At 70.9% G+C, this 20,752-nt stretch carries 16 protein-coding genes and 1 riboswitch; of the genes, 6 read left to right on the forward strand and 10 right to left on the reverse strand.

Annotated elements, in window-relative coordinates; all coding sequences use genetic code 11:
• Positions 1 to 303 precede the first annotated feature (303 nt).
• Complete coding sequence (locus tag GT354_RS56305; protein WP_161354509.1) at positions 304 to 1,845, forward strand: M23 family metallopeptidase; 1,542 nt, start codon at positions 304 to 306, stop codon at positions 1,843 to 1,845.
• Between the two features lie 131 nt (positions 1,846 to 1,976).
• Here the strand turns inward: GT354_RS56305 and pcrA are convergent, their stop codons facing one another.
• Positions 1,977 to 4,580: a DNA helicase PcrA gene (pcrA, locus tag GT354_RS02570; protein WP_237534302.1), complete on the reverse strand. Its 2,604-nt coding sequence runs from the start codon at positions 4,578 to 4,580 to the stop codon at positions 1,977 to 1,979.
• A gap of 258 nt (positions 4,581 to 4,838) precedes the next feature.
• Between pcrA and GT354_RS02575 the strand changes: the two genes are divergently transcribed.
• Positions 4,839 to 5,555: a PIG-L deacetylase family protein gene (locus tag GT354_RS02575; RefSeq protein ID WP_161354522.1), complete on the forward strand. Its 717-nt coding sequence runs from the start codon at positions 4,839 to 4,841 to the stop codon at positions 5,553 to 5,555.
• A 56-nt stretch (positions 5,556 to 5,611) separates the two neighbouring features.
• On the opposite strand, the gene GT354_RS02580 is transcribed toward GT354_RS02575, so the two are convergent.
• Positions 5,612 to 5,968: a hypothetical protein gene (locus GT354_RS02580; protein WP_161354523.1), complete on the reverse strand. Its 357-nt coding sequence runs from the start codon at positions 5,966 to 5,968 to the stop codon at positions 5,612 to 5,614.
• Between the two features lie 388 nt (positions 5,969 to 6,356).
• A riboswitch (cyclic di-AMP (ydaO/yuaA leader) is annotated at positions 6,357 to 6,495 on the forward strand.
• Positions 6,496 to 6,504: 9 nt separating this feature from the next.
• Here GT354_RS02580 and GT354_RS56310 point away from each other — a divergent pair.
• Positions 6,505 to 7,605 carry a C40 family peptidase gene (locus GT354_RS56310; protein ID WP_161354510.1) on the forward strand — a complete coding sequence of 367 codons (1,101 nt, stop codon included), beginning with the start codon at positions 6,505 to 6,507 and terminating at the stop codon, positions 7,603 to 7,605.
• A gap of 126 nt (positions 7,606 to 7,731) precedes the next feature.
• Here the strand turns inward: GT354_RS56310 and GT354_RS02590 are convergent, their stop codons facing one another.
• Positions 7,732 to 8,409, reverse strand: coding sequence for a response regulator transcription factor (locus GT354_RS02590; RefSeq protein WP_161354511.1), 678 nt, complete (start codon positions 8,407 to 8,409; stop codon positions 7,732 to 7,734).
• Positions 8,406 to 9,665, reverse strand: coding sequence for a PspC domain-containing protein (locus GT354_RS02595; protein ID WP_346011808.1), 1,260 nt, complete (start codon positions 9,663 to 9,665; stop codon positions 8,406 to 8,408). Before GT354_RS02595 ends, GT354_RS02590 begins: the two co-directional genes overlap by 4 nt.
• Before the next feature lie 133 nt (positions 9,666 to 9,798).
• On the opposite strand from GT354_RS02595, the gene GT354_RS02600 reads away from it, so the two are divergent.
• The gene (locus GT354_RS02600; RefSeq protein WP_161354513.1) at positions 9,799 to 11,073 is read left to right on the forward strand and encodes a PspC domain-containing protein; all 1,275 of its coding nucleotides are present in this window, start codon (positions 9,799 to 9,801) and stop codon (positions 11,071 to 11,073) included.
• Positions 11,070 to 11,363, forward strand: a complete 294-nt coding sequence (locus GT354_RS02605) for a hypothetical protein (RefSeq protein ID WP_161354514.1) — start codon at positions 11,070 to 11,072, stop codon at positions 11,361 to 11,363. Before GT354_RS02600 ends, GT354_RS02605 begins: the two co-directional genes overlap by 4 nt.
• 137 nt (positions 11,364 to 11,500) lie before the next feature.
• On the opposite strand, the gene GT354_RS02610 is transcribed toward GT354_RS02605, so the two are convergent.
• From GT354_RS02610 to guaA, 3 genes are all read right to left on the reverse strand, one after another.
• Positions 11,501 to 12,418, reverse strand: a complete 918-nt coding sequence (locus tag GT354_RS02610) for a glutathione S-transferase C-terminal domain-containing protein (protein WP_161354515.1) — start codon at positions 12,416 to 12,418, stop codon at positions 11,501 to 11,503.
• A gap of 167 nt (positions 12,419 to 12,585) precedes the next feature.
• Positions 12,586 to 13,755, reverse strand: a complete 1,170-nt coding sequence (locus tag GT354_RS02615; protein ID WP_161354516.1) for a hypothetical protein — start codon at positions 13,753 to 13,755, stop codon at positions 12,586 to 12,588.
• 301 nt (positions 13,756 to 14,056) lie between these two features.
• Positions 14,057 to 15,646, reverse strand: coding sequence for a glutamine-hydrolyzing GMP synthase (guaA, locus tag GT354_RS02620; RefSeq protein ID WP_161354517.1), 1,590 nt, complete (start codon positions 15,644 to 15,646; stop codon positions 14,057 to 14,059).
• A gap of 291 nt (positions 15,647 to 15,937) precedes the next feature.
• On the opposite strand from guaA, the gene GT354_RS56315 reads away from it, so the two are divergent.
• On the forward strand, positions 15,938 to 16,285 hold the full coding sequence (locus GT354_RS56315) for a chorismate mutase (protein WP_346011809.1): 348 nt from the start codon (positions 15,938 to 15,940) through the stop codon (positions 16,283 to 16,285).
• A 532-nt stretch (positions 16,286 to 16,817) separates the two neighbouring features.
• Here the strand turns inward: GT354_RS56315 and GT354_RS02630 are convergent.
• The 3 genes from GT354_RS02630 to GT354_RS02640 all read right to left on the reverse strand — a co-directional run.
• Positions 16,818 to 18,401 carry a succinic semialdehyde dehydrogenase gene (locus tag GT354_RS02630; RefSeq protein ID WP_161354519.1) on the reverse strand — a complete coding sequence of 528 codons (1,584 nt, stop codon included), beginning with the start codon at positions 18,399 to 18,401 and terminating at the stop codon, positions 16,818 to 16,820.
• Positions 18,402 to 18,498: 97 nt separating this feature from the next.
• Positions 18,499 to 19,890 (reverse strand): NAD(P)/FAD-dependent oxidoreductase, encoded by a 1,392-nt coding sequence (locus GT354_RS02635; protein ID WP_346011810.1) that lies wholly within the window; start codon positions 19,888 to 19,890, stop codon positions 18,499 to 18,501.
• Positions 19,891 to 19,958: 68 nt separating this feature from the next.
• The coding region (locus tag GT354_RS02640; RefSeq protein WP_237534303.1) for a hypothetical protein at positions 19,959 to 20,752 on the reverse strand (794 nt) is incomplete at its 5' end.

Raw genomic sequence — 20,752 nt, forward strand, 5'->3', positions numbered from 1 at the left:
CCGGGCTCCCGCCTCGCCGGCCGCCGTCGGGTCCGCGCCGGTTCGCGTCGGGCCCCGGCGCACGCGGGCGCTACTCGCGGAGACCGCGAACAGAACGGCACTTCGACCACATATCACCCGATTCCTCACGAGAGCACGCGGCCGTCATCGCTGTGGCGCGATGTCGTGATCAGGCCCCATAGAGGTGAATCGCCTCACCCACTCGGCCGCCCGACCTGCGGTCCTTGTGGTGAGGATTGTCCTGGGAACACCAAGAGCACTACAGTCCGATGCCTACCAGCCCCCGAGACGAAGGCGACGTAGGTGACGGACGTTCGCTATCCGAGCGAGGACCAACAGGGTCGCTACGTACCGGTCGCCGACGGCGCCCCCGACCCTTACGGCTCATCGCCGGGCGGCTACGACAACGGCTACGACCAGTCGTCCGGCTACTACCAGAGCACTGGTTACGTCGGCGACACGTACGGGACCGGCGGCTATGCCGCGGTCGACACCTCGGGAGCGTGGGGCACCACCCCCGCACCCTCGTACGACGTGTACGGCAACGCCTACGCGGCCGCCCCCGCCTACGACGCCTACGGCCAGGCCGTCGCGTCGGACGGATACGGTTCGGGTGCCTACGCCACGTACGACACCACCACGTACGACGGGTCCGCCGGATACGACGCGTCCGCGTACTCCCAGGGCGCGGTCCAGGACAGCGGTGCGTACGCGGCCTACGGCACGCAGACGCAGACCCCGACGTGGACCGACACGGCCGTTCGGGAAGCACCCGCGCCGCACGTCGACAACGCGTGGGACTCCGGCTCGAACACCGAGATGTGGTACGCCGCTTCGGACACCGCCGCCTGGCAGTCGGACACCTGGTACACCCCGATCCCCGTGCGCGACGACGCCGATCTGTGGTCCGGCGACAACCGCTCGGCGGCCGGCCTGTTCGACGACGGTTCGACGCGCGCGCCGGTCGAGCCCGCCTACGCCTTCGATTCCGGTGACCACGACGACAGCGTGCCGGCCACCACCGACAACGACCTCGACGCGGACACCGAGACCGACGTCGACACCGCTCCCGAAGCCACGCCGAAGCCGCAGCCGCTGCCCGAGACCGCGAAGGTTCGCGTCAAACGCAAGCCGACCCGGCGCTCCTTCCCGCTCACCGCGGGCGCGCCGCTCGCGGTGATGGGCGCGGCCGCGATGGCCGTCGCAGCGGTCGGGGGGCTGCACACCGCGGGCGCCGAGACCAAGGACTCGGACACCGCCGTCGCGGGCGGCGAGGACCTGCCGCTGCTGTCGCCGATGGACAAACAACTCGTCGATCTGCGGGACGGCGCCGAGGAGTTCGCCGAGCGGGCGAACCGCGCGCAGACCCGGATCTCGCTCCAGGAGCGCCAGGAAGAGATCCAGGCGACGCAGGAGGCCGAGCGCAAGCGCAAGGAGTCGTTGCGGCCCAAGTACGTGCTTCCGGTGACGCAAAAGGGCCTCAGCGCCTATTACGGCTCGTCCGGCTCGCGGTGGGCGCACACGCACACCGGCATCGACTTCCCGGTCGACCTCGGCACTCCGGTGGCCGCGGTGATGGACGGCGTGGTCCGCACCGAGACGAGCGGGGCGTACGGAAACATGGTGATCCTGACCGGCAAGGACGGCACCGAGACCTGGTACTGCCACCTGACCCGCGCCAAGGTCCGCTCGGGCCCGGTCAAGGCCGGCGACACCATCGCCTACAGCGGCGACACCGGCAACAGCACCGGCCCGCACCTGCACTTCGAGGTCCGCCCCGGCGGCGGCGCCCCGATCAACCCGCTGCCCTGGCTCAGGGCAAAGGGCCTGAACCCCACCGGCTGACCAAGAGGCCGGGCCACGACCAGCCCAAAGCGGTAGAACCGCAACCACCGATCACAACGCAAAGGGTGGGCGGGTGGGAACAAAACCCAACCCGACCCACCCGCCCCCGCAGCCCATCAGGGCCAAGCGGCCTAGAGCTTTTGCACCGGCGCGTACCGAAGCAACAACGTCTTCTCCCCCGAGGCGCCGAAATCGATCACGGCCTTCGCGTTGTCCCCGGGTTCGGTCACCGACACCACCGTCCCGAGCCCGAACTTGTCGTGCGTGACCCGGTCCCCGGCCGACAGCGCGACGACCGCGCGCTCCTTGATCTGCGCCCCCTTGCCGAACCCGCCGCGCGAGCCGACCGTCGACTTGGTCGCCGACAGCGACTTCGCCGCCGAGGGGCGCTTGCCGCGCCAGTCGAGCAGCTTCTCCGGCAACTCCCCGAAGAACCGCGACTCCGGGTTGTACGAAGGCGCCCCCCACGCGCTGCGGACCTGCGCCCGCGTCACGTACAACCGCTCCCGCGCCCGGGTGATCCCGACGTACGCCAGCCGGCGCTCCTCCTCCAACTCCTTCGCGTCGCCGAGCGAGCGCATGTGCGGGAAGACGCCGTCCTCCAGGCCGGTCAGGAACACGGTCGGGAACTCCAGGCCCTTGGCCGTGTGCAGCGTCATCAGCGTGACCACGCCGTCGTCGTCGCCGTCGGTCGGGATCTGATCCGAGTCCGCGACCAGCGACACCCGCTCCAGGAAGTCCGCGAGCGTCCCGCCCGGGGCCGCGCCGGGGTCGCCGAGCTCGGCCGGGTCGTCCCCGGCGGCCTCGGCGTCGGCCCGGGCCTCGACCAACGCCGCTGCGGCGGCCGCCTGCGCCTGTTCGAACTCCAGTGCCACCGCCGCGAGTTCCTGGAGGTTCTCGATCCGGGTCTCGTCCTGCGGGTCGCTGGACTCCTGCAACTCGGCCAGGTAGCCGGTCTGCTCCAGAATGGCCTCCAGGACCGTCGCCGGCCCGGCACCGCCCTCCACGACCGCCCGCAGGTCGTCCAGGAGTTGCACGAACCCCTTGACCGCGTTGGCGGAGCGCTTGGCCATCCCGGGCGCGTCGTCGGCGCGCCGCAGCGCGGCCGCGAACGGGATCCGGTCCCGCGCGGCGAGCACCTCCAGGCACGCCGCCGCCCGGTCGCCGATGCCACGCTTGGGCACGTTCAGGATCCGCCGCAGCGACACCAGGTCGTCCGGGTTGGCCAGCAACCGCAGATAGGCGAGCACGTCGCGGACCTCGCGGCGCTCGTAGAAGCGCACGCCGCCGACGACCTTGTACGGCAGGCCGACCCGGATGAACACTTCTTCGAACACCCGGGACTGCGCGTTGGTCCGGTAGAACACCGCGACCTGTCCCGGCTTGGTCTCGCCCGCGTCGGTCAGCCGGTCGACCTCGTCCGCGACGAACTGGGCCTCGCCGTGCTCGTCCTCGGCGACGAACCCGACGATCCGCGCCCCGTCGCCCGAGTCGGTCCACAGGTTCTTCGCGCGCCGGTTGCTGTTGCGCTCGATCACCGCGTTGGCGGCGGTGAGAATCGTCTGCGTCGAACGGTAGTTCTGCTCCAGCAGGATCGTCGTCGCGTCGGGGTAGTCCGCCTCGAAGTCGAGGATGTTGCGGATCGTCGCGCCGCGGAACGCGTAGATCGACTGGTCCGCGTCACCGACCACGCACAGTTCGGCGGGCTCGATCTCGGCGAGCCCGGCCTCGGCCGGATTGACCAGGTCGCCGTCGATCGTGCGCCGCGGGCCGGACCCGGCCGCGCCGCCGACCAGTTCGCGCACGAGCGTGTACTGCGCGTGGTTGGTGTCCTGATACTCGTCGACCATGACGTGCCGGAAGCGGCGCCGGTAGTGCTCGGCGACGTCCGGGAACGCCTGGAGCAGGTGCACGGTCGTCATGATCAGGTCGTCGAAGTCGAGCGCGTTCGCCTGGCGCAAGCGCTCCTGGTACATCGTGTACGCCTGAGCGAGTATCCGTTCGCTCTCGTTGATCGCCTTGGCGGCGAAGTCCTCGTGGTCGATCAGCTCGTTCTTGAGGTTCGACACCTGCGCGTTGAACTTGCGCGGCGGGAACTTCTTCGGGTCCAGGTCCAGATCGCGGCACACCATCGCCATCAGGCGCTGCTGGTCGGCCGAGTCGTAGATCGAGAAGGACGAGCTCATGCCGAGCTTCTTGTACTGCTGCCGCAGGATCCGTACGCACGCCGAGTGGAAGGTCGACACCCACATCGCCTTGGTCCGCGGCCCGACCAGCGCCTCGACCCGCTCGCGCATCTCGGCGGCGGCCTTGTTGGTGAAGGTGATCGCCAGGATCGCGCCGGGATGCACGTTGCGCGCGGCGAGCAGGTAGGCGATGCGGTGCGTCAGCACGCGGGTCTTGCCCGAGCCCGCGCCGGCCACGATGAGCAGCGGGGACCCCTCGTGCACGACCGCCGCGCGCTGCTGCGGGTTCATCCCGTCCAGCAGGTGCGCGGGGTCCACGACCGGGCGCGGGGCGCCGTTGCGGTAGTACTCGTCGCGTGGCGGCGGCGCCGGCACGTAGTCGCCGTCGTACAGGTCCTCCGGATAGTCCTCCGGCAGGCCGTGCACGTGGTTGTCGTCCGGCTCCGGCGGCAACGGGATCTCGTCCGCGGGGCTCGCGTGGGTCGCACCGGGCTTCTTGGCCACGGTCTCGAAACCGGGCAGGGGGATGTCGTCGAAGAGGCTGCTCATCGTTCCCCGAGTCTAGGTGGGGAACGGGCGAGTCGTGCCCGACGGCCCGTTCCGGCAGAGATCATTGCGCTGTCGACGCCGCGTCGATCCACGGTGGACTCGACGGTAGCCCCGGCGTGCGATCCGATCGACGCCGGGTCGAACATGTGAGCGAACACGGGCCGGGACCCGACCGCCCGACCGGGACCGGCCGGGCGAACGCCCGGCCCCGGCGACGACCGAGACCGAGACCGAGACCGACCAAGGGAGTACATCGTGATGGACGATCGTGACGTGGAGCGGGTGCTCGTCCTGGCCGCGCACCCCGACGACATCGACTTCGGAGCGGCGGGCACGGTCGCGACGTGGACCGACGCCGGTATCGACGTGAGCTATTGCCTGGTCACCGACGGCGACGCGGGCGGGTTCGATCCGGCCGTGCCCAGATCGGAGATCGGCGGTATCCGGCGCACCGAGCAGGCCGCGGCGGCGGCGTGCGTGGGGGTGCGCGAGTTGCACTGGCTCGGCTATCCGGACGGGCGGCTGACCGTCTCGCTCGAACTGCGCCGCGACATCTCGCGCGTGATCCGGCGGGTCCGCCCGCAGCGCATGGTGATTCCGAGCCCGGAGCGGGACTGGACCCGGCTCGCGCCCAGCCACCCCGACCACCTGGAGGCGGGCGAGGCCGCGATGCGGGCGATCTACCCCGACGCGCGCAACCCCTTCGCACACCCCGAGCTGCTCGACGAGGAGGGTCTCGCGGCGTGGACCGTCGCCGAGACCTGGCTCTCGCCGACCCCGGGGGCGGATCACCCGGTGGACGTCACCGAGACGTTCGATCGCAAGATGGCGGCCCTGCTGTCGCACAAGAGTCAGACCGCGCACCTGACGTCGCTGCGCGAGGACATCGGGGCGGCATTGGTGGCCAACGGTGCGCGGCTGGGTCTGGCCGAGGGCCGGATGGCCGAGACGTTTCGGGTGATCGACACCCGCTGAAGCCCTCGCGAACGTGCTCGGCGGTCAGCCTCGGTCGCCGACACGTCGACGCGAACTCAGGTCCACATCACGGCGATTGCGATGTTGGCGACCGTCAGCGCCCCGATCGCGCCGAACACCGACACCGACACGCGGTCCCTGGTCCGATTGCCCCAGACCAGGAGCAGGATCGCCAGGAGGATCACCATTTTGGTGCCGATCTTGGCGTTGTCCACGTCCCGGTCCAGGCCCGACTGCACGACTGCGACCAGCGCGGCGCCCGTGACCAGCATCGTCAGCGCGCCGTGGGTCATGGCCGGAACGACGCGCACGGCACCCGTCCTGAGCCCGGACATCTGGGTGAGGAAGCCACCGAGCAGTGACCCGATGCCCACGATGTGCAGGACGAGCAGGATCTGCCGCAAAACGTCCACGTCGTACAACTCCTTGTCCGAGGTCGGCTGTCGGACGGCGGCACTCACCCGAGAAATGGCCGTTACCAGTCGACTACATGGAGTAGTATCGGCGCCGCGTCGCCGGCAGCCTAACCGACGTCGCGTCGGCATCTTGCGCGGGGTCGTACGTGCCGAAGGTCGTCAAAACGGACCAAGATCGACTTTCCGGATTCCGGGCGCTTTTCCCACAAAACCCGATGAAGGAAACGGCGACCTAGGTAAAATCTTGGTAATGCGAAGCTCAATGGTGATGACCGTGACACGGCTGTGACTAGTGTTCTGCGACAGGCGATCGGCTCGACGTGGGCCATCCCGGTCTACACGATCGCCTCCGCCGAATTCGGTGTCGGGTCCGACCGCAGTGGGCGACCACAGGCAGTCGAGACACGGGACCGGAACCGGGGACCCTCGCAGTCCCTTGGGGTGAATCGGTGCTCCGGCACCGTAGGGCGCCTTCTTCCGCCCGAACCCGTCAGCTAACCCGGTAGGCGGCCGAGGAAGGAGACCCGCCACCAGTGGCGTCCCAACGTCGACCCGGGCAACACCGCAAGCCCAAGCCGCGCAACGCGGCCCGTACCGCAGCGACCGTAGTCACGGCCGCCGCGACGATGACCGGCGTGATCGCCTTTTCCGGCGCCGCCTACGCCGATCCGGCACCCTCGCTCCAGACGGTCAAGGAGCAGGTCAACAAGCTGCACAGTGATGTGATCAAGGCCACCGACGTCGCCAACGGCGTCGAGGAGCAGGTCGAGAAGCAGCAGGGCACGGCCAACCAGACCCAGGCCCGGATCGCCGACGAGCAGGCCGCGCTGAACACGTTGCGCGACCAGATCGGCGCCCTCGCGGCCGACGCGTATCGTAGCGGCGGACTGCCTCCCGAGCTCTCCCTGGCGCTGAGCGGTGACCCCGAGGGTTACCTGCAGAAGGCGCAGATGATCTCGCAGCTCGACGGCCGTCAGGCGGCCAAGCTCCGCCAGGTCGCCGCGCAGGCCCGAGTACTCCAGCAGGACCGCACCGAGGCTTCCTCGCAGCTTGCGGAACTGGAGAAGCTCCGGACCGAGCTGAACAAGAACAAGACCGAGATCCAGGCGAAGCTCGCCGAGGCCCAGCGCCTGCTGAACACGCTCAACAAGAAGCAGCAGGAAGAGATCCTCGCCTCGAACGAGCACGACGCGAGCGAGGATTCCCGGACGCCGCCGCGCAGTTCGCGCGACAAGCCGGCGGAGAAGCCGGAAGAAGAGACGCCGACCACCAACGTCCCCGCCTCCGAGCGGGCCGGCGCGGCGATCGCGTACGCACGCAAGCAGATCGGCAAGCCGTACGTCTCGGGCGCCGAAGGCCCCGGCAGCTACGACTGCTCGGGTCTGACCCAGGCGTCGTGGAAGGCCGCCGGTGTCAAGCTCACCCGCACCACGTGGACCCAGGTCAACGACGGCCCGCGGGTGTCCAAGGCCAACCTGCAGCCCGGCGACCTGATCTTCTTCTACCCGGGCAACACGCACGTGGGCCTGTACATCGGCGGCGGCAAGATGATCCACGCCCCGCGCCCCGGGAAGACGGTCGAGGAGTCCTCGATCAGCACGATGCCCTTCTACGCGGCCATTCGACCCGGGTAGCCGAACCGGCCGCCCGGCCACGCACAGCACGACGGCGCCCTCCCGCGGATTCGTTCCGCGCGGAGGGCGCCGTCGTCGTTCGATCCGATGCCGCGTCCGATCCGGATCCGGCCGGGTCGGGCCCGGTCAGACCAGGCGGCGGTCCGTCGCCCAGCGGGTCAGTTCGTGGCGGTTGGACAGTTGGAGCTTGCGCAGCACCGCCGACACGTGGGTCTCCACGGTCTTGACCGAGATCACCAGCCGGCGCGCGATCTCCTTGTACGCGTAGCCGCGCGCGATCAACCGCAGCACCTCGCGCTCGCGCTGGGTCAACCGGTCCAGGTCCTCGTCGATCGGCGGTACGTCGGTCGCGGCGAACGCGTCGAGCACGAAACCCGCCAGGCGCGGGGAGAACACCGCGTCGCCCTCGGCGACCCGGCCGATCGCCCGGATCAGTTCCTCGCCGGTGATGGACTTGGTGACGTAGCCGCGAGCACCGCCGCGGATCACCCCGATCACGTCGTCGGCCGCGTCCGACACCGACAACGCAAGGAAGCGCACGGACGGGATCAGGCTCGCGCACTGCCGCAGCACCTCGACACCGCCGCCGCCGGGCAGGTGCACGTCCAGCAGGACCACGTCGGGGCGGCATGCGGTGACCGCGGCCACCGCGGTCGCGACGTCCTCGGCTTCGCCGACCACCTCGACGGCGTCCCCGATCTCGGCGCGCACGCCGGTCCGGAACATCCGGTGGTCGTCGACGAGGACCACGCGCACACGAGGCGTTCCTTCGGTGGTCGCGCTGTCCGTATCGCCGGCGTTCATGCGTTCGTCCTTCCCAAGGCGGTCCTGCCGCTGTCGACCCGGCGCATCTCGAGCTCGACCTCGGTGCCCTCACCGGGTTCGCTGCGGATCGTCGCGGCTCCCCCGTTGCGGCGCATGCGCCCGTGTACGGACTCTCGCACACCCAACCGATCGGCCGGCACCGCTTCCGGATCGAAACCGGGACCGCGATCGCGCACGAACACCGTGATCACGTCGCCGTCGGCCTCGCCGAAGACCGAGATCGCCGCGCCGCCCGCGTACTTCGCGGCGTTGACCATCGCCTCGCGCGACGCGGCGAGCAGCGCCGAGAGCCTGTCGTCCACCGGACAGTCGCCCACGCACACCACTTCGATGGACACGCCGTGCGCGTCCTCGACCTCGGCCGCGTTCCGGCGCAGCGCGGCGGCGAACGTGCGATCCGGCTCCTCGCCGTCGGGGCGGTACAGCCACGCCCGCAACTCGCGCTCCTGGGCCCGGGCCAGCCGGGCCACCTCGCGCGGGTCGTCGACCTGACGCTGGATCAGGGTCAGGGTGTGCAGCACCGAGTCGTGCACGTGCGCGGCCACCTCGGCCCGCTCCTGCGCGCGGATCCTGGCCCGGCGCTCGGCGCCCAGGTCGCGGGTCAGCCGCAGCAGCCACGGTCCGAAGATCACCAGCAGGCCGACCAGCAGCAGCCCGGCCCCGCGCATCGCGGCGAGCGCGTCACCCAGTCCGCCTCGGCCGAGGGTGAAGAAGATCAGCCCGGACAGCACGAGCGCGGCGCCCAGGAACGTGCGCAGCGCGATCGCCACTCGACTGCGACCGTCCAGCGAGAACCAGCGGTTGCGCTGCGCAGAGTCGGCTTGCCGCCACAGCAGCACCACGCCGATCCCGGCCACGAGCAGCGGCCAACTCCAGTTGCCCGCCCGGTCGGTGGTCACCCCTATGCCGGTGAGCATCGTCGCGGCGATCAGCAGGATGATCAGCCCGACCGCCTGCTGCCGCTCCCGGCGCCGTTGCGGCGCGGGCGCGGCGGGCTCCTCCGCGCTCTGCGGGACGAAGATCCAAAAGGCCGCGTACAGCGCGGCGCCCAGGCCCGCGAAGAAGGTCAGCGCGACGAAGCCCACGCGCAGCACGATCAGGTCGATGCCCAGGTGCTCGGACAGACCGCGCGCGACGCCGCCCGCGAGCCGGTGGGTCGAGGCTCGCCGCAGCCTGGGCTTGGTCGCCGGCGGCACGGGCCGGACGGGGGCGGCGGGTGGATACACGGCAGTCACAGCACCGATCGTCACACGGCGCGCGCTCGCCCCGCATCAGGGCCCGACCCTGATTCCCTCTCAGGGTCGAACCAGGGGTCGACCAGGGCGGAGCCCGATGGGAACCGGGCCCGGCGGCCGCCACGATGGACCCATGAACACCGACGACACGAAGCCCGGCGTCCCGGCCGACGAGCGGACCGGCGACGCTCCGGCCGGCCTCCCGGGGTCGTCCGCGGCACCGACCGTTACCCGACCGCAGTTGCTGCGCAGCACCGACGACCGGATGGTCGCGGGCGTGTGCGGCGGACTCGGCGAACATTTCGGCATCGACCCCGTCGTCTTTCGCATCGTGATCCCGGTGCTGTCGTTGTTCGGCGGCGTGGGGGTTCTGGTGTACAGCCTGGGCTGGCTGTTGATTCCGGCCCGCGATCGGGACCGGCCCGTGCTGCGCCGGATCCTCGCCGGAAAGTTCGACTCGGGAACGTGGGCCGCGACCGTGGTCGCCGTCATGGGGGTCGCCTTGTTCTTCACCTACCTGGATTCGGGCTTCGGCCCGTCGATCCCCCTGCTGATGATCACCGCCGTGGTCCTTTTCATGGTGTGGTCGGACACGAAGAAGAAGCGCGAGACGGCCCAATCCGCCGGCGGCGCAACGATGGCGTCGGCTCCGGCGGGCCTCGCCACCGAGCCGGAGTCGGGGTCACCGCTCGGTCCGCCCTCGTGGTGGCAGGTTCCCGGCGGCGGTGTGCAGCCGCCGGAGCGCAAACTGCCGTGGCCGCCGCGGCCCAAGGACCCGGGCCCGCCTCGCTCCTACGTCGCCCTGGCCACGATGTCGGCCGCCACGATCGTCGGTGGGTTGCTGTGGGTGATCGACCGCACGGCCACCGAGGTGACCTATTCCGTCGCCCTGGCGGTCCTGTTGGGTGTGGTCGGTCTGGGCCTGCTCGCCGGCACGTTCCTGGGCCGGGCCCGGATTCTGATCCTTCCGGCGCTCGTGCTCACCGGGCTGCTCGCGGCGATCACCACGCTCACGGTGCCGCTCGACGGCACGTCGGGGCAGCGCACGTACACGCCGACCACAGTCGCGGAGGTGCCCGCGTCGTATCGCCTGGGCATGGGCGACCTGGGCATCGACCTGCGCGGGCTCGACCTGGGGCCGGACGGGCGGGTGACCGTGCATGCCCAGGTCGGCGCCGGTCGGATCCGGATCCGGGTGCCCAAGGACGTCACGGTGCTCTTCTCCGGGCGGGCCGACGTCGGTGACCTCCGTATCCCCGACGCCAGTACGGACGGCTTCCGCCCCAGGCGCAAGGACCTGTTGTCGCCTGTCACCGAGCCCTCGCGCGGCACCATCACGTTGGACACCAAGGTCGGCCTCGGTCAGGTCGAGGTGCTGTACGGCGACCTGGGAAGGAACCCCCGATGAGCACCGCGACCCGGATGGAGGGCGACGGCCCGATGAGCACCAGGTATCGCTTCGACCCGATGGCCCTGATCGCGGGCCTGGTCTTCCTCGGCATCGCGATCGCGTACGTCCTGCACGCGGCCGGCGTGATGACCGTCGCCCCCGAGTGGACTCTGGCCATTGCCGCGATCGGCGTGGGCGTCGCGGGCCTCGCGGGCGCCGTGTGGACGATGCTCCCCGGTTCCTCCACCCGTCGCCGGTCGGTGGGCTCGGGCGAGCCGGCCCACCCGCCCGTGGATCTGACCAAGTAGCCGCGCGACGACCGGATCGCCGGTCCGAGATCGGGGCCCGGCACGGCGAATCGCCGTGCCGGGCCCCGTCGTTCGAGTCGTTCGAGTCGTTCGAGTGGTTGGAGTCGTTCGGGCCGGGGCGCGGGTGGTCGGCCCGGTCAGCCTCGGCCGTGCGGTGTGTTCCACCGCGTCGCGTCCGGGCCCTTGGGGACGATGCCCGTCGGGTTGATCACGTCGTGCGTGACGTAGTAGTGCCGCTTGATGTGGTCGAAGTCCACGGTGTCGCCGAAGCCTTCGGTCTGGAACAGGTCTCGGGCGTAGGCCCACAGGACCGGATACTCGGTGAGCTTGCGCAGGTTGGTCTTGAAGTGGCCGTGGTAGACCGCGTCGAACCGCACCAGCGTGGTGAACAGCCTGACGTCCGCCTCGGTGACGGCCTCGCCGACCAGATAGCGCCGCTCGCGCAACCGCTCCTCCAGGACGTCCAGGCGCGCGAACAACGCGTCGAACGCGGCCTCGTACGCCTCCTGGGTGGTCGCGAACCCGCACTTGTAGACGCCGTTGTTGACGTCGCGAAAGACGTCGGCGTTGATCGCGTCGATCTCGTCGCGCAGGTGCTCCGGGTACAGGTCGGGCGCGCCGGCGCGGTGCAGCGACCGCCACCGCGTGGACAGGTCGAGGGTGATCTGCGGATAGTCGTTGGTGACCACGTGCCCGCTGCGCAGGTCGACGATCGCGGGCACGGTGACCCGACCGGTGTAGTTCGGATCGCTGTCCTTGTAGGCGTCCGCCAGGAACGCCAGTCCCGTCACCGGGTCGCGCCCGTCGGGGTGGTTGGTGAACCGCCATCCGCGTTCGTCCCGGATCGGGTCGACGATCGAGAGACCGAGTGCGTCCTCCAGTCCGAGCAACCGCCGCACGATCACCGCACGGTGCGCCCAGGGACACGCGAGCGACACGACCAGTCGGTAACGGCCCGCCTCGGGCTCCGGTCGCCCGGTGAACCGGTTGGCCTGCCGGACGAACTCTCCGCGCTTTCCCGCTTCCGCGGTGAACTGTGCGTCAGATCTGCTCATCCCGCAACGGTAGTTCGCACCCCGCCCGCACGTCGGGAACCGCGCCGAAACCGCCGCGCCACCGGAGGAATCGATCGAACCAGGCGTCCGGAACCGTCCCGAACCTCCCGGAGTCGCCCCGAACCTTCCGGAGTCGTCGCGAACCGTCCCGCGTCGCCGGCCGGGGCTCAGGTCGCGATCTGGATCTCGTACGGCGCCGACTCCACGCCGGACGCGGACACCACACACAACTCCACCCGTCCCGGCTCCACCTCGACCGGTACCGGCACCACGACGCAGCCGTCGGAGGGATTGGTGAACCCGACGTCGGTCGGGACCAACGGCACGTGCACGTGCACCGCGCCGAACTTGACCACCACCCGCGCCAACAGGTCCGGCGCGTCCGAGCCGCCCGCGGCCAGGTTGATCCCGCGCACCTCGATGTCGTCGCCCTGGCGCACCGCCGAGTCCAGGTCGCCGCGCGAGCGCACGCGCACCACCGACAGGATCACCGGCCGGTCGTTCTCCGCGAGTTTGCCGGCGAGGTAGGTGACCACCGAGACCATCGCGAGGGCGACCAGGGTCGCGGGGATGTCCGGCAGCCGGTCCGGGTCGCGCGCGAGGCCGACCACGACGAAGCCCACCGCGACCAGGTTGACCAGGACGTACTGCGCGTCCACGAACGAGGCCCGGCCCGCGTCGTCGGTCACCAGGTCGCGCAGCGAGGCCTGATCGGCACGCAGTTTCTGGAGCACGCGGCGGCCGACCTTGTCGCCGACGATTCGGCGCACGGCCACCGCCGTCAGCAACGGCGCGGCGACCAGGGAGAGTTGATCGAGCGCGATGTCGCCGAGCCGATCCAGCAGCAGATCGCGCTCGCCCGACCCGGAGGCGGCGGCGAGTCGCATGCCCAGGAAGGCGAAGACGTACACCAGCGCCACCATCCACAGCGCGGCGATCGCCTTGGACGTGGACAGGCGGCCGTCCAGGCCCCGCACAGGCGCGAAGACGCCGCCGTTGTCCCTCGCGGCCCAACCGACCACGCTGAGCGCTCCTGCGACCACCACGGCCGCCACGATCCCGGCGGTGCGCGACGCGGTCCAACCGGCGCCGATCGCGGTCAGCGCCTGCACGAGCACGAGTACGGAGACGAGCAACCACAGCACCACGAGCGCGCGACCACCGAGCACCCGCATCCACGCCCGGCCCTGCGCCCGTCGCACGGTGCCCAAGTCCTGTGCTCGGCCGCGCAGTTCGTCGGAGATCCATTGGCGCGCACCACCGTCGGAATGCGCGACCGTGGCGGGCACGCCCTCCTTGCGGGCCAGGGCCCGCCGCAGCGTCTCGAAGTCGGCCACGGTTCTGCGGTATTCCTCCCGGACCACACAATGACAATCCGGTCCGTGCACACCGACACCGTGCGCCACTTCGCCACACCCTCCCCACCACATCGAACGTGCTCGTTCAGCCGCACATTGTGCCGCATCCGAAGGGGTCGGATGTGGCCGGCGCGAGGACCGGACGGATTCTCGATCGAACACCCGACGCCCGCTCGATCGCCGTGCTCCGCAAGGCAGTCGTCGGGGAGCGAAACGCAGACGACCTCCGCCCCGAAAGGGGACGGAGGCCGCCTGCGCACAGTGGGTCGAACCGGGAGGACTACTCCCACTCGATGGTGCCCGGGGGCTTGCTCGTGACATCGAGCGCGACCCGGTTGACCTCGCGCACCTCGTTGGTGATCCGGTTGGAGATCCGGGCGAGGAGGTCGTACGGCAGGCGCGACCAGTCGGCCGTCATCGCGTCCTCGGAGGACACCGGACGCAGCACGATCGGGTGACCGTAGGTCCGGCCGTCGCCCTGCACGCCGACCGAGCGCACGTCGGCGAGCAGCACCACCGGGCACTGCCAGATCTCGCGGTCCAGGCCCGCCCGGGACAGTTCCTCGCGCGCGATGGCGTCGGCCTCGCGCAAGGTCTCCAGGCGCTCGGCGGTGACCTCGCCGATGATCCGGATGCCCAGCCCGGGGCCGGGGAACGGCTGGCGCCACACGATCTCGGACGGCAGACCGAGCTGCTCGCCGACCGCGCGGACCTCGTCCTTGAACAGCTTGCGCAGCGGCTCGATCAGCTTGAACTGGAGGTCTTCGGGCAGCCCGCCGACGTTGTGGTGCGACTTGATGTTGGCGGTACCGGTGCCGCCGCCGGACTCGACCACGTCCGGGTAGAGCGTGCCCTGGACGAGGAACTCGACCTCCTCGCCGTGCGCGCCGGCCTCGGCGACGACCTCGGCCGCGGCCTGCTCGAACACGCGGATGAACTCGCGCCCGATGATCTTGCGCTTCTCCTCGGGGTCGGTGACCCCGGCGAGCGCGGTCAGGAACCGCTCCTGCGCGTCGACGACCTTGAGCGAGACGCCGGTGGCGGCGACGTAGTCGCGCTCGACCTGCTCGGGCTCGTCCTTGCGCAGGAGACCGTGGTCGACGAACACGCACGTGAGTTTGTCGCCCACCGCGCGCTGTACCAGGGCCGCCGCGACGGCCGAGTCGACGCCGCCCGACAGGCCGCAGATGACGTGCTTGTCGCCGACCCGCTCCCGGATCAGCTCGACCTGCTCCTCGACGATGTTGACCATCGTCCAGGTCGGCGAGAGCTTCGCGCCGACGTGCAGGAAGCGCTCCAGAATGGCCTGGCCGTGGTCGCTGTGCATGACCTCGGGGTGGTACTGCACGCCGTAGAGCCGAGCCCCGTCGTTCTCGATCGCCGCGACCGGCGCGCCGGCGCTGGTGGCGGTGACCGTGAAGCCGGCCGGGGCGCCGGTGACCGAGTCGCCGTGCGACATCCACACCGACAGGTCGGCGGGCAGGCCCTCGAACAGGGTGCTGTCGGTCGCGGTCACCCGCACCGGCGTCGCGCCGAACTCGGCCAGACCGGTCTTCTCGACCACCCCGCCGAGCGTCTGCGCCATGGCCTGGAAGCCGTAGCAGATGCCGAGCACCGGGATGCCGGCCTCGAACAGGGCCGGGTCGATGCTGGGCGCGTCGTCGGCGTACACCGACGAGGGGCCGCCGGAGAGGATGATCGCGGCCGGCTGCTTGGCGAGCATCTCGGCCACCGGCATGCTGTGCGGCACGATCTCGCTGTACACACGGGCCTCGCGAACCCGCCGCGCGATGAGCTGGGCGTACTGGGCGCCGAAGTCGACGACGAGGACGGTCTCGGTGCCGCCCCCGTTCGGGCTGGCAAAGGTCACGAGGAGCCTTCCGGCGAAGCGAAAAAGGGGTGTGCCCCGATTCTACCGGCGCCGCGAGGGTGCCCCTCGATGGCGTCCGCGCCGGCGGACCCGCCATACTGGCCCCATGTCGACGTTCGGCGTGACGCGCAGCTTTACCTACGGCACCGGGATCCCCGGCGCCGCCGTCACCGCCTGAGCGCAGCACAGACACAGGCAGACGAAGACGCCCCGGGTCCGGTACCCGGGGCGTCTTCGTGTTTTCGCGGCGCGGGTATCGGGGTCGGGGCCCACCGAGAGAAGGACACACCCGTGACGAACCCCGCCGACACCACGCAGACTCCCCCTCCGTCCGCGCAGGCCCCTCGGCCCTCGCAGGCCTCGCAGGCCTCGCAGGCCTCGCAGGCTCCGCCGACCCCCGACGACGTGATCGCGGCGGGCCGCGCCGCGATCGACGATCTGGACCGGCGCATCATCGCGCTCATCGACGAACGCGTGGCCGCGTCCCAGGACGTCCAGCGCGCCCGACTCGCCGCAGGCGGGCGGCGCGTGCAGCTGTCCCGCGAGATGGACGTCATCGCGCGCTACCGCGAGGGTCTCGGCAAGCCGGGCACCTCGGTGGCGATGACCCTCCTGGAACTGTGCCGGGGCCGGGCCTGAATCCGTCCGCGAGGTCCGGTTCGCACCACATGCGTAACCTCACCGCGCCGGCCGTCGTTGTGCGTGATGGCCGGCCCGCTTGATGCGCGGGCCGGGCACCGCAGGACCGCCGACGCGATGAGGCGCGCTGACCAGTGCGCCGTGGGACCTCGCGTCGGTGCCGTGACCGGGACGCAGGGGACAGCAACCGGTCACAACCCCGCCGGCGGCCGATGCCGGGGACGCCCGACATCGGCCGCCGCGCCTTGCCCGCGGGCACCGAGGCGTGGTCCGCCCCACCCTGCGCAAAGCGGATGTTTGCCGCCATAGCCGTCGGCAGCGCCCAGACTAGCGGGATTTCCCCGGGCCCTCGGCGGCTCCACGACGGCGCGGCGTCACGCCGTCGATGCCCGGTTGGCGCAAATAGTGATCATTAACCGTTCGATAGATGGCACTTTGTCCCGTCTTGCGAATGGGCTCTTCGGTGCACACCCCGACAGCGGAATTCACCCTTGCGTACTCGTGTCCCGCGTCCGACCTCGCGTACTCCCGGTCAGCGCATCCGCAGCGTCTTCATGATCCGCAGCGACAGGGTCAACGATCGCGCCCACTGCTCGTCGGTCATCCCGAACGGCGCCGCGATCGGGATCAGCCGCTGGGTCGCCACGGTCTGGCTCTCGGTGAACTTCATGATGCCCTCGGCCCCGTGCCGCCGGCCGAGCCCGGAGTCGCCCATGCCACCCATCGGCGCGCCCGCGCTGCCGTACGCCGCGGCGTAGCCCTCGTTGACGTTGACCGTGCCGGCCCGCAGTCGCCGGCCGAGCCGACCGCCGTGCCGGGTGTCACGCGTCCACACGCTCGCGTTGAGGCCGTACGCCGTCTCGTTCGCGCGGGTGACGACCTCCTCCTCGTCGGCGAACGAGTACACGGACACCACCGGGCCGAACGTCTCCTGCGCGCACACCCGCATGTCGGGCGTGACGCCCGCGAGCACGGTGGGCTCGTAGAACAGCGGACCCAGGTCGGGCCGGGCCCGGCCGCCGACCAACACCTCGGCGCCGGCCTCGCGGGCCTCGTCGACGTGGCGGGTGACGGTGTCGAGTTGCCGGCGCGCGACCAGCGAACCCATGTCGGTGTCCCACGCGTAGTCCGCCGCGAGCTTCATCGCCTGCACGCGCGCCAGGAAGCGATCCAGGAACGCGTCGTACACGTCGGCGTGCACGTACATCCGCTCGATCGAGATGCACAGTTGCCCGGCCGACGAAAAGCACGCGCGCACGGCGCCCTCGGCGGCCCGATCCAGGTCGGCGTCCGCGAGCACGATCATCGCGTTCTTGCCGCCCAGTTCGAGCGACGCCCCCACCAGCCGCTCGGCGGCCCGTCGGGCGACCTCGCGACCGGTCGTGGTGGAACCGGTGAAGCCGACGTAGTCCGCGCGCTCGACCACGGCCGTGCCCACCACCGGGCCGTCGCCGATCACGATCTGCCACAGGTCCTCGGGCAGGCCGCACTCGATCAGCACGTCCTGTGCCCACAGCGCGGTCAGCGCGGTCTGGGTGTCGGGCTTCATCACCACGGCGTTGCCCGCGAGGAAGGCCGGGATCGCGTCGCCGATGGACAGCGCGAGCGGGTAGTTCCACGGCGACACCAGGCCCACCACGCCCTTGGGGTGGCGGACCTCGATCGCCTTGGTGAGCACCGGGAGCGCGCCCGCCCGGCGGCGCTCGCGCAGGTAGCCCGCCGCGCGCCGGCCGTAGTGACGCGAGCAGATGGCGACGTCGAGGACCTCCTCGAACGCGTGCTTGCGGGCCTTGCCGGTCTCGGTCTGGACGATGTCGAGGATTTCCGACTGACGCTCCAGGAGCTTGTCGTGGAAACGCAGGAACACCGCGGCGCGCTCGCGCACCGACCGCTTGGCCCACGCGGTCTGCGCGAGGCGCGCGCGAGCGAACGCCGAGGCGACGTTCTCCGGCGTGGACTCCGGGAGTTCGACGATCGGCGATTGGTCGAACGGCGTGCGGGTGGTGACCATCGTCGGCACGGAGCCGGTGACGATTCGTCGGGCCAGCCGCTCACCGGGCAGGTCGGGCACGACGACGGGGGCTGCTGCGGGCGCGGGGGCTGCGATGTCCGTCATGCGACCAGCGTAGACAGCGCTACTGCGCGGTAACAGGGATTGTCCGCCACAAGCGGGCCACACTCCCCCGACCGGCCGCGCCCGGCGGGTTTCGTCCTCAGCTCTCGTCCAGTGCGGCGAGCGCCGACTCGATCGTGCGGTGGTAGGTCGGGTACGCGTACATCATGTCCCGCAGCGTGGCCACCGGCACCGCCGCGCGCACCGCCACGACCAGCGCGCCGAGGATCTCGCCGCCCGCGGGACCCGCGGCGGTGGCGCCGACCAGGACGCCGCGGTCGACGTCCTCGATCACCTTCACGAAGCCTCGCGCGCCGGTGATGTGGCCCCGCGAGGAGGTCGCGATGTCGGCGATGCCGACCCGTACGGTCAGCCCGGCCTCGCGGGCCTGACGCTCGGTCAGACCCACCGCGCCGATCTCGGGGTCGACGAACGTCACCCGCGGCAGCGCGCTGTGATCGGCGTCCGGGCCCGGCGCGCCGCGGCCGGCCGCGTGCAGCACCGCCTTGGTCACGATGGCCGACTGATACATCGCCACGTGCGTGAACGCGCCCTGCCCGGTGACGTCGCCGACCGCCCACACCGCGGGGGCCGAACCACCAGGGCTCACCCGCAACTGCCCGTCCACCGGCAGGGCGTGCGCGTGGGGGTCCACCCCGAGCGCGTCGGCGCCGATCGCCACGAGGTCCACTCGCCGACCGGTGGCCACGAGCAGCTTCTCGGCCTCCACCGAGCGACCATCGGAGAGCGAGATCGTGAACGACGTGCCGTCGTGGGCGACCTTCTCCGCGTGCACGCCCAGGTGGATCCGCACGCCGTCGTCGGCGAGCGCCCGCGCGGCGAGATCGGAGGACTCGTCGTCCTCGACGGCGAGCAGTCGTTCGCCGTTCTCGACGATGGTCACGTGGGTGTCGAACCGGGCGAACACCTGGGCGAGTTCGAGCCCGATCGCGCCGCCGCCGAGCACCACGAGCGAACGCGGCGCCTCGCGGGCCTCGATCGCCTCGTGGTTGGTCCACAGCGGCGTGCCCGCGAGGCCCTCGATCGGCGGTACGAAGGCCTTCGTGCCGGTGCCCACGACGATCGCGTGCCGCGCCCGGTAGGTCTGCTCGCCGTCGGCGCTCGTGGTCGCGACCGTGTCGACGCCGGTGATCCGGCCCGTGCCGCGCACGAAGGTCATGCCCTTGTCGACGAGGCGGTCCACGGCTGCCTGATCGTTCCAGTCCGCAGTCAGCTCGCGTACCCGCTCGGCGACCTTCGACCAGTCGGGACGGTCCCGGTGCACGGCCTCGGCCGCCAGGTGAACCATCGCCTTGGACGGGATGCAGCCCCAATAGGGGCACTCGCCGCCGACCAGGCGGTCCTCGATGCCGATCACGTCGAGCCCCGCCGCGGCGAGGTTGCCGGCGACGGCCTCGCCGCCGACCCCCAGGCCCAGCACGATCACGTCCACCTCGCGGACGTCGGCGGATTCGGGGCGCTGCGTGGTCACGGGTACCTCCGGGGGGATCGGGCCGGCCTCCGAGGACCGTACCCCGTGGGCCGGCGACGACTCCCTGGTCAGCGAGACCGGAAGGAGTCCCGCATGACGTCGAAGCGTTGCGACGTCAGATCCCAGTCCGACGCGTAGGACGACGCGTAGACGGCGTAGTCCTTGCCGGCGGTGGTGACGATGCCGAGGTTGTACGCGTGACTCGGCTCCTTCTTGCTCGTGTCGTTGCCGATCGGGTCGCCGTCCCAGGTGTACTCCCACAGCACCGCCTGTTTGGTGCCCGCGGGCAACGGCGTGTAGGACCGCATCTGGATCTTCTTGTAGTTGGGCTTCGAGGCGACCCCGGGTTCGACCACCGACTCGAAGTTGGCCATCGGGCCGTTCGGCAGCTGCGTCGTACTGATCAGGAAGACGGTCCTGCGGTCGGCCGAGAGGTACTTGATCTGGTCCTTCTTCTCGCCGAAGACGGTCCGCGTCGAGTTCTTCGGCAGGACCACCGAGAAGCCGGCGGGGTCGTCGATCATCTCCGAGTTCGGCGGGATCGACGGCGGGGCGGACGTCGACGGGGTTGCCGTCGGCCCGTTCGAGGTGGTGGGCGCGGTGGTTCCCGGCGCCGTCGGATTCTGCGGGCCGGTCGGCGAGGCGTCGGGATTCGCGTTGGCGCCCTTGTCGTCGTCCTTGCTCAACACGACCCCCACCACCACGCCGCCGGCGATCAGCGCGACCACCACGGCCACGACGGCGATCATCCGTCCCCGCCGGGCCGGCGGCCGCTGCGGCGGGACCGGGGCGTACGAGTCGCGCGGCGTGTGCGGCGGCAGGCCGCCACCCGGCATGCCGGTCCCCGTCGCCGACCTCGGGT

Origin of the sequence: Streptomyces sp. SID3343 (assembly GCF_009865215.1) — a bacterium.
Lineage (GTDB): Bacteria > Actinomycetota > Actinomycetes > Streptomycetales > Streptomycetaceae > Embleya.